The sequence below is a fragment of the Mycolicibacterium sp. 624 genome (genome assembly GCF_040548615.1).
Taxonomy (GTDB): domain Bacteria; phylum Actinomycetota; class Actinomycetes; order Mycobacteriales; family Mycobacteriaceae; genus Mycobacterium.
On record NZ_JBEPRZ010000002.1, the window covers coordinates 596,965 to 609,845 of the forward strand.

A 12,881-nucleotide genomic window follows, 5' to 3' on the forward strand; every position below is an offset into this window, starting at 1 on the left:
ATCCCCGACGTCGAAGGCAGCACAGTGGGCACCGACTGGACCGACAACCGCAAAAATCTCATGCTGTTCTCGGGGCGCGCGCATCCCGAGCTGGCAGAACAGGTGGCCAAGGAACTTGATGTTCCCGTCACCGCGCAGACGGCGCGTGACTTCGCCAACGGCGAGATCTTCGTCCGCTTCGACGAGTCGGTGCGTGGCTGCGACGCGTTCGTTCTGCAGAGCCACCCCGCGCCGCTGAACCAGTGGCTGATGGAACAGCTCATCATGATCGATGCCCTCAAGCGGGGCAGCGCCAAGCGCATCACGGCGATCCTGCCGTTCTACCCGTACGCACGTCAGGACAAGAAGCACCGCGGCCGCGAGCCCATCTCCGCGCGCCTGGTCGCTGACCTCTACAAGACCGCGGGCGCCGACCGGATCGTCACGGTCGATCTGCACACCGACCAGATCCAGGGCTTCTTCGACGGCCCGGTCGACCACATGCGCGGGCAGTCGCTGCTGTGCGGCTACATCGCCGACAACTACGCCAACCACGACATGGTCGTCGTCTCCCCCGACTCGGGCCGCGTGCGCGTCGCCGAGAAGTGGGCCGACTCACTGGGCGGCGTCCCGCTGGCCTTCATTCACAAGACCCGCGACCCCCTGGTGCCCAACCAGGTGAAGTCCAACCGCGTCGTCGGCGACGTGCGCGGCAAGACCTGCATCATCACCGACGACATGATCGACACCGGCGGCACCATCGCCGGCGCGGTCAAACTCCTCAAGGAGAACGGTGCAGATGACGTCGTCATCGCCGCCACACACGGAGTGCTGTCCGAGCCCGCGTCGCAGCGGCTCGCCGAGTGCGGCGCCCGCGAGGTCATCGTCACCAACACGCTGCCGATCACCGAGGACAAGCAGTTCCCGCAGCTGACCGTGCTGTCCATCGCGCCACTGCTGGCCAGCACCATCCGCGCGGTGTTCGAGAACGGCTCGGTCACGGGACTGTTCGACGGGTCCGCCTAGCGTGGCACGGATCCTGCACAACCCGAAGTGCTCGACCTCGCGTAAGACGTTGGACCTGTTACGCGAGAACGGAATCGAGCCGGAGATCGTGCTCTATCTGAAGACTCCGCCGACGCGCGACGAGCTGGTCGCGATGATCGCCGATGCCGGTATCGACGTTCGCACGGCGGTCCGCAAGCGCGAGTCGCTCTACACCGAACTCGGCCTGGCCGACGCATCCGACGACGCCCTGCTCGACGCGATGGCGCAACACCCGATCCTGATCGAGCGCCCGTTTGTCACGACGCCGAAGGGAACACGACTGGCCCGGCCGATCGACACGGTTCGCGAGATTCTGTGACGGGTTCAGGCGCGCGCTCCGCTTACGTCGCGCTCGCCGCCTCGGTCGCGCTGTGTGTCGCCGCCCTGACCGGCTGCGGCCCCGCGACCCCCGACTACCAGTCGATCTGGTCGACGACGCCCACCACGACGACGACGTCGCCAGGAGCCGAACCGCTCATCCCGTTCTCCGAGTACCTCGAGAACATCGGCGTCACAGGCGCGCCCGTCTCCCCCGCCAAGCTCACCGACCTGACCGTGGACGTCCCCAGCCCGCAGGGGTGGCAGCCCTATGTCAACGCCAACCTGTCGCCGGGCACCAGGACCATCGCCAAGGGCGACACCTACCCGACCGCGATGATCATCGTGTTCGAGCTCAACGGCGACTTCGACGTCGCCGAGGCCCTCAAGCACGCCGACGCCGACGCGAAGATGTCGGAGAACTTCAAGGAACTCAACGCATCCGACGCGGATTTCCGTGGCTTCCCGTCGTCGATGATCGAGGGCTCCTACGACCTCAACGGTCAGCGCATGCAGAGCTACAACCGCATCGTCATCGCGACCGGGACGCCGGTGCGGCCGGGTGTGCCCGGACAGCGGTACCTGGTTCAGTTGACCGTGACGAGCTTCGCCGACCAGGCGCAGGCCAACGGCCCCGACATCGAGAAGATCATCAAGGGATTCACGGTCGCGGCCAAATAGCTACTCTCGTCAGCATGAGCGACTGGACCGCTGCAGACCTGCCATCCTTCGCTGGACGCACCGTCATCGTCACAGGTGCCAACAGCGGCCTCGGCGAGGTCACCGCGCGTGAGCTCGCCCGCGTCGGCGCGAACGTCATCCTCGCTGTCCGCAACACCGCCAAGGGTGACACCGCCGCAGCGGGCATGACCGGCGCGGTTGAGGTCCGCCAGCTCGACCTGCAGGATCTCGCGTCGGTCCGCGCGTTCGCCGACGGCGTCGAGCAGGTGGACGTGCTGATCAACAACGCGGGGATCATGGCTGTGCCGTACGCGCAGACCGTGGACGGGTTCGAGAGCCAGATCGGCACCAACCACCTGGGCCACTTCGCACTGACCAACCTTCTGCTGCCCAAGGTCACCGACCGCGTGGTGACGGTGTCCTCGATGATGCATCTACTCGGTGTGATCAGCCTCAAGGACCTGAACTGGAAGGCCCGGCCATACCTCGCCTGGCCGGCCTACGGGCAGTCCAAGCTGGCCAACCTGCTGTTCACCAAGGAGCTGCAACGCAGGCTGCACCGGGCCGGTTCGCCACTGCGCGCCGTGGCCTGCCACCCCGGCTACTCGGCCACCAATCTGCAGGGCAATACCGGCAATGCGCTGGGCACCAAGGTGTGGCTGGCGGCCAACAGGCTGGCCACCGATGCCGACTTCGGTGCCCGCCAGACACTCTTCGCGGCGTCCCAGGACGTGGCAGGCAACTCCTTCATCGGGCCGCGCTTCGCGATGAGGGGCCCAACCCAGCCGGTCGCCCGCAGTCCGCTGGCGAGCAGCGCCAAGACCGCCGAGGCGCTGTGGGACCTGTCCGCGCAGCTCACGGGCACTGAATTTCCGCTGTAGCACGCTCGTGCGCTAGCCTTGCGGGCGATCACGGCGAGGGTGGCCAGGCCACCGTTATCGACGGGAACCTCCGCGCAACTGCGCGTGACCCTGGCCGTGCGACCACCGCATAGGCACAGGAGCAAATCACATGGCCAAGACCCAGGCCCACAGCGCCAACAATCTGACCGCCAAGGTCCGCGAGAAGACCGGCAAGGGCGCGTCGCGTCAGGCCCGTCGCGATGGCCAGGTCCCCGCCGTGCTGTACGGCCACGGCGCCGAGCCCCAGCACCTGGTTCTGCCGGCCCGCGAGTTCGCCGCCGTGCTGCGTAACTTCGGCACCAACGCGGTGCTGACGCTCGACATCGACGGCAAGGAAGCCCTGGCGCTGCCGAAGGCGATCGAGGTCCACCCGATCCGCCGCAACATCCAGCACGTCGACCTCATCATCGTCCGCCGCGGCGAGAAGGTGACCGTCGAGGTCCACGTCATCGTCGAGGGTGACGCCGGCCCGGACACCCTGGTCAACCAGGAGACCAGCACCATCGAGATCGAGTCCGACGCCATGTCGATCCCCGAGAGCCTCACGCTGTCTGTCGAGGGCGCCGCCGCAGGAACGCAGTTCACCGCCGCACAGGTTCCGCTGCCCGACGGCGTGTCGCTGATCTCCGATCCCGAGCTGCTCGTGGTCAACGTGATCCCGGCGCCGACTGCGGCAGACCTCGAGAGCGAGGGTGGCGGCGAGGCCGCTGAGGGTGCCGCCGAGGCCCCCGCCGAGGGTGGCGCCGAGGCCGAGTCCGGCTCCGAGTAACCCCTAGTAGAGCGGATCTGAGATCGTGGCCGAACCGCTGCTGGTGGTCGGCCTGGGCAATCCCGGACCGCAGTACGCCACCACCCGGCACAACCTCGGCTTTCTTGTCGCCGACATCCTCGCCGATCGCATCGGCTCGGGGTTCAAGGTGCACAAGAAGTCGGGGGCCGAGGTGGTGACGGGCCGCCTCGGCGACCGATCGGTCGTGCTGGCCAAGCCCCGGACCTACATGAACGAGTCGGGGCGCCAGGTCGGGCCGTTGGCGAACTTCTATTCCGTGGCCCCGGCCGACGTGATCATCATTCACGACGAACTCGACATCGACTTCGGCCGGATCAGGCTGAAGTTCGGTGGCGGGGCCGCCGGACACAACGGCCTGCGCTCGGTCAGTTCAGCGCTGGGCACCAATGACTTTCAGCGCGTGCGGATCGGTGTCGGCCGCCCACCGGGGCGCAAGTCGGGGGCGGCCTTCGTGTTGGAGAACTTCACCTCGACCGAGCGGCCCGAGGTCGGCACGATCTGCGAGCAGGCCGCCGACGCCACCGAACTCCTGATCCGCGATGGACTGGAGTCGGCCCAGAATCTCGTCCACGCCTGGGCCTGAGCCAGCTCTCCCCCATTCCCTCTTCGCCGAGACTGCTGTGAGATCGCGAATTCGAGCGTTTCGACGCGCTCACAGCAGTCTCAGCGGCTGCCCCGAATTCCGCTGTCGACGATCTTGATCGGCTTGTGCGGGAAGCGCTTCTCCGCGTGACTCTTGGCCGCCGAATTGGGTAGCACGTACAGGGTTTCGCGCTTGTCCTGCAGCGGTCGCAGCACAGTGGCCATGAACGCCTTGCGATCGTCGAGATAGGGGCCGATGACCTCCTCGCCCGCCGGACAGACCGCGAGACAGTAGGCAGCCTTGTAGTTGGCCTTGAAGGACAGGCTCTGCCACATCGACGCGTTCTCCGAATCGCTGACGCGACTGCGAAAGTCGGCAGCGTCGTCGCTGTCGGCGATGGTCTGCGCCCAGTCGGTGAAGCCGCCCATGAACTCGCGGTAGTTGTGCACCGAGCACGCGACGAAGTCGAACTCCCCGTTCTTCCCGATCGCGCCGACCGGGCACGCCGCGACGCACAGCTTGCACTCCAGGCACGGCGAGTAGTCAAGCGGCTCACCGTAACTCGAGATCGGTGCGTCCACGACGATGGTGGCGAGCAGGATGAAGTTGCCGAACCGGGGATGGATGACGTTGCGATGGATGCCCATCACGCCGAGCCCAGCGGCGACCGCGACCGGCTTGTGCGCGATCACCCAGATCCGCCCCGGGTAGCGGTCCATCTCCATCGGGAACGTCGCCGACGGGTTGAGCGCGCGATGGCCCGCATCCTGCAGCGCACGGGTGATGCGGTGCGCCGCCTCGTTGATGATCTCGCCGCTGCGGTGAAACTCCTGGTTGGCAACGCTTCTGGCGGTCGATCGGACGTTGTCTCGGTTCATCTTCACCACCAGAGAGATGAAGCTACGGGCACCGGGTAGCGCCTGCTCGGCATGTTCGAGTTCGGAGGCCAACTGCGGATCGGCGACACTGGCGAACGCCGCGTCGTCGGCCCCCGCGTCGAGGCAGACGCGGCGCAGCCACTCGGAGTCGATCACCGCGGGGCGGTCGCGGGAGCGACCGGCCATCTTGCGCACGGTCGGATGGTCGGCGATGCGCGGAGATATCTCAGCCGTCATATTGCTGAGTATAGTTTAGTGAACTCAGGCCTTGTCAACAGGACGCGGCACGAGGCCTGGGGCAGCCGAAGCCGGGATCGCTCAGTCGGAGGTACGTCGCGCGTAGGCGCGCAGCGCGAACGGCGCAATGACCGCTGTGATCGCCACCGACCACAGAATGGTGGCCAGCACCGGATGGTGCAGGGGTAGTTGCGCATCCGGCGGCGCAGCGGGCCCGTTGCCCCACAACTCACGCATGGCCTGAGCCAGCGATGACACCGGATTCCACTCGGCGACCACCCGCAGCCACCGCGGCATCGGCTCGGTCGGCGCGAAAGTGTTGGCCAGGAACGTGATCGGGAACAGCACCGTGAACATGACGCCGTTGACGGCCTCCACCGAGCGCATGATCGAGCCGATCAGGATGCCGAACCAGATCATCCCGAAACCGAACACCAGGATCAGCGCGAACGCGAGTACCGCCTCAGCGACGCTCCCCCGGATCCGCCACCCGATGCACAGCCCCGTCACCGCCATCACCACGACACCGATGGAGGAGTGCAGCAGGCTGGCCACGCTGCGGCCAATCAGTACCGCCGAGCGCCGGATCGGCAGCGACCGGAACCGGTCGATGATGCCCTTCTCCAGGTCGGCGGTGATACCCGTGGACACCACGAACGCCGTGAACACGATGGTCTGGGCCTGAATGCCCGGCAGCAGGAACTCCCGGTAGGACGCGCCTCCCCTCGTCGCGATTGACGCGCCGAACACGAAGGCGAACAACAGCACGAACATGATCGGTTGCACCGTGACGTCGCTGAGCATCTCAGGCATCCGCTTGGTGTGGATCATGTTCCGCTTCACCATGATCCAGGACTGCTGCGCGATATTGGTGGGGCGGATCAACGGACGCTGCGCCGCCGTGCCGGAATCGGTCGGGGATGCGACGGTGGTCATGCGGACTTCTCCTCGTCCTCGGCGCGGTGTCCGGTCAGGGACAGGAAGACGTCGTCCAGACTCGGCCGGGACAGTCCGATGTCGTCGACCTCGATGCGATTGTCCTGCAGCCAGCCGGCCACAGTGGTCAGCGCGGCGATGCCTTCGGCAGATGCGGTGAGCTGCCGCGCGCCGGTGTCGACGTGCACCTCGGCGCCCGTGCGGAGCAGCAGGTCGCGCGCGGCTGGCAGGTCCGCCGCGTGGGACACCGTCACGACGAGGCTGGCGTTGCCGGCCTGCTCCTTGAGCTGCAGTGGCGTGCCCCTGGCGATGATTCGGCCGTGGTCCATCACCACGATGTCATCGGCCAACTGGTCGGCCTCCTCGAGATACTGCGTGGTCAGCAGCAGTGTGGTGCCGGCCGCCACGAGTTCACGCAGCACCTCCCACAGATCGCTGCGGCTGCGCGGATCCAGGCCTGTGGTGGGTTCGTCGAGAAACAGCACGGGCGGTGACGCGATCAGGCTGACCGCGAGGTCCAGCCGTCGCCGCATACCGCCGGAGTACGACTTCACCGGACGGTCGGCCGCGTCGGCGATCGAGAACTGCTCCAGCAGTCGGTCTCCGAGCTTGACGAGGTCCCGCCGTCCGATGCCGTAGAGGCCGCCGATCATCCGGATGTTCTCCCGGCCGGTGAGCAGTTCGTCCACGGTGGCCACCTGACCGGTCAGGCCCATATTGCTGCGCACCTTGTCGGGCTCGGTGCGGACGTCGTACCCGGCCACCCTGGCCGTCCCACTGGTGGGTGCCGAGAGCGTCGTCATCATGCGGACCGTGGTGGTCTTGCCAGCGCCGTTCGGGCCGAGCAGCCCCATGACGGTGCCCTGCGGAACGCTGAAGCTGACGCCGTCTACGGCGGTGAAGTCATCGAAGCGCTTGACGAGATCGATGGCCTCGATGGCCGGGGCAGTCATGGTTCAACCGTAGCGACGGGTACCGACGATCTGCCATTGCTTTTCCTGCGCACAATGGGTCAGACCCGTCGCAATCGCGAAACTCATCGTCAAGGTTGGGCAGCGAGCCGCACCGGAGTGACGCTCACCTGCATCTATTTGGTTCAGTTCGTCAGCATCTGCCGCACCGCCCTACGCATGATTCACATCGTTTCGGGCCGGATGATAAAGACAAGGAGCGTCGCGTCGCTTCGCCCGACATTGCGCAGGGAGTGTTCTTCCGCGCCTGAGATGGTCGCAATATCGTGCGCCCCGAGATGAAGGATTCCGCTGCCGGTTTGTATCGACACTGCCCCGTCGAGCATGACGAATATTTCCTGGCTTCGGGGGCCGTGGGATGAGAAGGGTCCGGCGCCCGCGCCAGGGGGGAACGTAAATCGCACAACCTCGACCCCTGGCGTTGTGGGAAACAGCGATTCGCGTTTGACGCCAGTCGCTTCATCCGTGAGCGAGGGCTGGGCACCTCGCAGGACTTCGGATCCGGCCGGTTCTTCGGCGCCACCGAGTAGTTGTGCCAGGTTCGTTCCGAGAGCGTCGGCGATTTTCACGGCGATTTCGAGACCGGGACTCCGCTCGCACCGTTCGATCTTTGAAAGCGCTGCTCGCGATACTCCGCTTCTCGATGCCAGTGCATCGAGTGTCAATCCGGACTGATGTCTGATCTCCCGGACCCGTTTACCGAAGACGACTTCGTCATGCATAATCTGCGCAGCCTACCGAAGGCGGATGGCCTCGCTGTTGATCCAGTGCCAGACAGATCAACGCGCCGCTGGTGCTGATCTGGGCGCGACCACAGCCGGTGATTCGGGATGCAGTCGCGGAGAGAGGAACTTCGCGCCGACAAACAACGGCGTGACGATGCAATAAGCGAGGGTGATCGATCCAGGTAGACCCAGTTCGATGACAATCCTGTTGAGCGCCAGAGCCGTAACGGTGGCGGCGGCTGCGCCGACGATGCCGAGGAGCACTGTGTAGACGGTGCGCCGCTGCACGAAGATGGCTCCGAGGGCGACGCACGTCAAGAAGCCATTCAACCCGAGCAGTCCCATGTTGATCGCGGAGGGGTCTGTGCCGAGGGCGGCCGCCGTCAACGCGGCGGTTGCCGAACCCAGGACCGCGAGTAGTGCGCTGTACCAGCAGCAGATCAGTATCCCGGTCAACACGAGCGCCGCGGCAGTGAGAGTTCCCGCAAACACCACCTGACCAATGCCATGTGCGAGGGCATCGGCGATGTTGATGGCCGTTGGCTGATTCACTGCTACCTGGCTGACGGGTTCACTCGTGCCGACAAGCGGACCGGCGCGCCCACGGTCGACTGTCTGCGCAGCAAGAAGGAGCCCGATGACGATGAGGTTGAACGGAATTGCCACCGGAGGGACGCCCCACCCCTTCGCCATTACGTGAATGAGACCGGCCATGACGACTGTCGACAATGCCGCGCCCGCGACCATGTAGCAGACGATCACAACATCCCATGCCGGCGCCAGAAATGTCGCAAACCCACCGCCGACGAGCGCCCCGTTGTAGCCGTACAAGCCGGCTCGGACGTCGTGGCGATCCAATGACAGCGCTAGCGCGGTGCCCGTGGACACCATTCCAGCGAAGATGACGGAAAACCCAAGCCAGGGCGATATCGAGAAGGCGGCAGCAAGGAACAGCATCCCACTGAGGGGATTGTTCGCGAACCCAGCCATTCCGACGCCCCGAAGCGCAGCGTCCACGAAACCAGTCAAGCTGTTACGGCTGAGACGTTCTGCCACTTTCGGCATCGTTCCTGTGCATGCCGAACCGACGGTCAGCGACATCCGGCCCAGCGCGGCAAGGGTGCTCATCTCGCGCCCTGGAGAAGCTGTTGACAGAATTGTCCGAAGGCGAGGAGGAACGCGTCGTCGAAATAGCCGGCGACAAGTTGAATGCTGTCAAAAGCGTTGTGCGAGCCGGTGTTCAGTGGGACCGTGACCGCAGGATGACCCGTATGGTCGAAGAGGGCGGTGAGTCGCACCATTGCACTGGTCGCAAACGTCGGCGTTCCGTCGAGGTCGATCTCGTATTGACCGGCCGAGGGAATGTCGACGAGAAGGGTCGGCAATGCCAGCACAGCACATGTGCCGAGCTGCTTGCTGACTGCGCCGGCAAGCTCGGCGCGTACGCGTTGAGCCTGGAGGTACTGCCCGGCGGTCACGGCAGGCTGGCCCCAGATGAACTCGTGGAGACCAGGGCCGTAGCGGTTCTCACTGCGACCGAACCTCCCGGCGTGGTAGCCACGCATCTCCGTGCGCAGGATCGCCTGATGCACGTCGGCGACCACGTCGAGATCAGGAAGCGTGACATCGACGCGACGCATACCGAGCGACTCCAGCGCTTGCACTGATCGCCAGTACTCCCCTTCTGCGCGGGTGCCGTGGAAGCGAAGATTGGTCGGTACACCGATTCGGAGGTCCGTCGGCGCCGGGATCGATCGGACGTCGACGGGCGAGCCGCCGGTCAGCAACCCGCCGAGAACGACAGCGCTGTCCTCCACGGTGCGCGTGATTATCCCGAGATGATCAAGCGAGTGTGCGAGCGGCAACACTCCGTCGAGGGGCAGCAGTGAGCGGGTGGGCTTCAACCCGGTGACGTGACAGCAGTGAGCGGGAATGCGCACGCTGCCGCCGGTGTCGGTAGCGAGATCGGCAAAGGACATACCCGTCCGAACGGCGACCGCGGACCCGCAGCTGGAGCCACCTGCGGTCAGATCCTCAGACACGGGGTTCAGGACAGGTCCGGTTGTGGTCAGCGCGAATTCGTCGAGCGCAGTCTTACCCACGATGACAGCGCCTTCTCTCCGCAACGTCGCAACCGCCGCCGCGTCGTGGGCCGCCCGCTGGCCGGAGAGGACAGCTGAGCCCGCCTCCCATTGAAGTCCCTCGGCGGCGATGATGTCCTTGACGGAGATGGTTATGCCGTCGAGGGGGCCGCGGCTGACGGACCGCCGGTATCGATCCTCGGAGGCCGCGGCGGCTTTGAGAGCGCCATCACGATCCACCTGGGCGAACGCGCCGAGGCGTTCATTGCTCTCGATACGGTCTAGGGCTGCACGGGTGACGGCCACCGGTGACACGTCTCCGGACAGGAACAGCTGGCGCACGTGTGTCATCGACTGCTGCAGCAGATGCGCCACGTCGCTGTCCCACGGCTCGTCGGGCAGTTCGTTCGCGCTCATCGGCTCAGCCCGTGTCCACGAGCGCTCCACACGTTGGTACCGCCGACCCATGTCTGCAGTACGGATGTCGAGCCGACACTGTCGGGATCCTCAACGATATTCGTATCGAGCACGGTGAAGTCAGCCAGCATCCCCGGCTTTAGTTGCCCTTTGAGATGCTGTTCGCCGGTCGCGACGGCCGACCCGATGGTGTAAATGGAGAGGGCTTCGCGGATCGAGAGTCGCTGGTCTGCGCCGTGAACCGTGCCGTCGGTCGCAGAGGCGCGAGTGAGTAGCGATTGCAGAGCGGTCAAGGGCTCAATCGGGGTCGTGGGGTAGTCCGACGATCCGGCGATGGTTATGCCGCCGTCAAGGAATGCCTTGTGAGGGAGGATCTGAGCGGTACGTTCGCGGCCGTAGTACTCCACCATGTGACTTGCATGCTGCCGGATAGCGCCGCTAAACGGAACGGGCGTTGTGCCTGAGCGTTTGATCCGCTCGAGCAAGGTCGTGTCGACCATGCTGCAGTGCTCGATTCTGTGATTGATGCCATTCCGGGGGTCCCGACTTCTGGCGAGTTCGATCGCATCGAGAACCTCCGATATCGCTCGATCTCCGTTGGCATGAACGCAGATCCGATTTCCTGATTCGTGTACATCGCTTACGAGTTGGTTGAACTCGTCGCGGTCAACCAACTGCAGACCGTTGTCGCTGCCCGTCCCACTCGCATAGGTCTGGCTGCACAGGCACGTCCCGCCGCTGAGCGCCCCGTCGTACATGACCTTGACGCCCACGAAGCGGAGATGCTCGTCACCGAATCCCGAACGCAGGCCCAGCTGTGCGATGCTCTCGAAATACGTGCTCCACAGCAGCATTCCCACTCGAGGTGTCAGTTGGCCCCGTGCTCGGGCGGCCTCGTACGTCCGCCATATGCGAGGGGTGACGATGGCGTCGCAATACGAGGTGATGCCGACGGAGTGCAGGAAGTCGTTCTCCTCCACCAGCGCGTCGACGAGCATGTCCTGCGGTAGGTCCGCGACCCAGGGAGTCTGGCCGGTAGCCGCCCAGTATGGGTTGAGAAAGGCCTGCTCGATAAGCCAGCCGTCGAGACGTCCCGCACTGTCTCGACCGTACTCGCCACCAACGGGATCCGAAGTGCGGTCGTCGACGTCGAGCAGCCGAAGCGCAGCAGTGTTGACCACGGCGATATGCCAGTTGAACAGCACTACAGCGATCGGCTTCGTCGTGGAGATCCGGTCGAGAATGTCGCGGTTGATCCGGGGCTCATTGCGCGGTAAGCGGTTTGGATTGAAGCCCGCTGCAAAGATCCACTCACCGTCGGCAACAGAGTCGGCACGTTCCTTGAGGCGCGATAGGAGGCCCTCGACGGAGCCGATCGTCGCGGGCGATACGTCCAAGCGAAGGCGCGTCTCGGAGGTGACCGACGGATGGCAGTGCGCATCGTTGAAACCCGGCACGATGTGGGCATCAGGAAGCTCGACGACCTCGGCGGTGGCGAACTGGTCGCGAAGATCGCGCAGTGCTCCGACCGCGGCTACCCGGTCACCTAGGACTGTCATCGCCTCCACGTCAGCGCCTGCGAGAGTGGTGATTTGCCTCGCCGCCACGATGAAGGGGGTTGAGGTAGGCGTCATGATTCTCCTGTCACTGTGCATTAACGGTGTTGGTTCGGGACGGGAAGGACGGCTACAGCGTCGATCTCGACGGCCAGGTTGCCGAGGAGTGCGCTGATCTCCATGGTGGCGCGCGCTGGCCTGTGCGCGCCGAAGAACTCGCGATAGACCGCGTTCATCGATGCATAGTCGTCAAGGCTGCGCAGGTACACGGTCGTGCGAAGTACGTCATCCAATGTGGCGCCGTAGCCGTCGAGGACCGTCGCCAAGTTCGCGAGCACGATCCTGGTTTGGCCGTCAATGTCGAGATGTGCCAACGGTTCTGAGGTATTCGGGTCGAGGGCCAGTTGCCCGGCACAGAAGATGAGACCGCCGCCGGTCGCAGCATGACTGTATGGACCTAGCGGGCTGGCTAGCTCACTCGTGGCTGACAACTGCATCCTCCTCTGTCAGAGACCGGCGCGGCGCCATCTTGTCGAGCGTCCCCGTCGGCAATTTCTTGTATTGGAGATAAGGTACATCACCTCCGCGTCACTGCCAAGCATTGTCTCGACAGGGGCCAATCGACCATGCCGCCCAGAGTCGGACGCTGCAGTCGCCACCCGTGGTTCACTTATCTGCAGGAAAATGGGCCTTGTCTGCAGATAGCGACCAGCCGGGGCGGTAGATCATTCGGCACGATCGAGGGATACACGCCGAGGTTACGGTTCCACCACCACTTGA

Annotated in this window: 14 protein-coding genes; 6 read left to right on the forward strand and 8 right to left on the reverse strand. The window is 64.9% G+C overall.

What is annotated here, in order from left to right; translation table 11 throughout:
• Positions 1-24 precede the first annotated feature (24 nt).
• From ABIA65_RS09800 to pth, 6 genes are all read left to right on the forward strand, one after another.
• The gene (locus tag ABIA65_RS09800) at positions 25-1,005 is read left to right on the forward strand and encodes a ribose-phosphate diphosphokinase (protein ID WP_241405502.1); all 981 of its coding nucleotides are present in this window, start codon (positions 25-27) and stop codon (positions 1,003-1,005) included.
• 1 nt (position 1,006) lies between these two features.
• Complete coding sequence (gene arsC / locus ABIA65_RS09805; protein WP_241403512.1) at positions 1,007-1,345, forward strand: arsenate reductase (glutaredoxin); 339 nt, start codon at positions 1,007-1,009, stop codon at positions 1,343-1,345.
• A complete protein-coding gene (locus tag ABIA65_RS09810; protein WP_241403511.1) occupies positions 1,342-2,025 on the forward strand; it encodes an LpqN/LpqT family lipoprotein in 684 nt (227 codons plus the stop codon). Before arsC ends, ABIA65_RS09810 begins: the two co-directional genes overlap by 4 nt.
• 14 nt (positions 2,026-2,039) lie before the next feature.
• Positions 2,040-2,906: an oxidoreductase gene (locus ABIA65_RS09815; protein ID WP_241403510.1), complete on the forward strand. Its 867-nt coding sequence runs from the start codon at positions 2,040-2,042 to the stop codon at positions 2,904-2,906.
• A 130-nt stretch (positions 2,907-3,036) separates the two neighbouring features.
• Entirely contained in the window at positions 3,037-3,696 is a 660-nt protein-coding gene (locus ABIA65_RS09820) for a 50S ribosomal protein L25/general stress protein Ctc (RefSeq protein WP_354523407.1), read from the forward strand.
• A 25-nt stretch (positions 3,697-3,721) separates the two neighbouring features.
• The gene (gene pth / locus ABIA65_RS09825; RefSeq protein WP_241403508.1) at positions 3,722-4,300 is read left to right on the forward strand and encodes an aminoacyl-tRNA hydrolase; all 579 of its coding nucleotides are present in this window, start codon (positions 3,722-3,724) and stop codon (positions 4,298-4,300) included.
• 80 nt (positions 4,301-4,380) lie between these two features.
• On the opposite strand, the gene ABIA65_RS09830 is transcribed toward pth, so the two are convergent.
• The 8 genes from ABIA65_RS09830 to ABIA65_RS09865 form a co-directional block, all read right to left on the reverse strand.
• A complete protein-coding gene (locus ABIA65_RS09830) occupies positions 4,381-5,415 on the reverse strand; it encodes a 4Fe-4S binding protein (RefSeq protein WP_354523408.1) in 1,035 nt (344 codons plus the stop codon).
• An 81-nt stretch (positions 5,416-5,496) separates the two neighbouring features.
• Positions 5,497-6,351: an ABC transporter permease gene (locus tag ABIA65_RS09835; RefSeq protein ID WP_241403506.1), complete on the reverse strand. Its 855-nt coding sequence runs from the start codon at positions 6,349-6,351 to the stop codon at positions 5,497-5,499.
• Positions 6,348-7,304, reverse strand: a complete 957-nt coding sequence (locus ABIA65_RS09840) for an efflux ABC transporter ATPase subunit, DrrA-related (RefSeq protein WP_241403505.1) — start codon at positions 7,302-7,304, stop codon at positions 6,348-6,350. Before ABIA65_RS09840 ends, ABIA65_RS09835 begins: the two co-directional genes overlap by 4 nt.
• 182 nt (positions 7,305-7,486) lie before the next feature.
• On the reverse strand, positions 7,487-8,044 hold the full coding sequence (locus ABIA65_RS09845) for a helix-turn-helix domain-containing protein (RefSeq protein WP_241403504.1): 558 nt from the start codon (positions 8,042-8,044) through the stop codon (positions 7,487-7,489).
• A gap of 57 nt (positions 8,045-8,101) precedes the next feature.
• Positions 8,102-9,175 carry an urea transporter gene (locus tag ABIA65_RS09850; RefSeq protein ID WP_354523409.1) on the reverse strand — a complete coding sequence of 358 codons (1,074 nt, stop codon included), beginning with the start codon at positions 9,173-9,175 and terminating at the stop codon, positions 8,102-8,104.
• On the reverse strand, positions 9,172-10,545 hold the full coding sequence (locus ABIA65_RS09855; protein WP_354523410.1) for an amidase: 1,374 nt from the start codon (positions 10,543-10,545) through the stop codon (positions 9,172-9,174). The genes ABIA65_RS09850 and ABIA65_RS09855 overlap by 4 nt, the downstream gene beginning before the upstream one ends.
• Entirely contained in the window at positions 10,542-12,179 is a 1,638-nt protein-coding gene (locus tag ABIA65_RS09860) for an amidohydrolase (RefSeq protein ID WP_241403501.1), read from the reverse strand. The genes ABIA65_RS09855 and ABIA65_RS09860 overlap by 4 nt, the downstream gene beginning before the upstream one ends.
• A 20-nt stretch (positions 12,180-12,199) precedes the next feature.
• Positions 12,200-12,592, reverse strand: coding sequence for a RidA family protein (locus ABIA65_RS09865; RefSeq protein WP_241403500.1), 393 nt, complete (start codon positions 12,590-12,592; stop codon positions 12,200-12,202).
• Between the last annotated feature and the right edge of the window lie 289 nt (positions 12,593-12,881).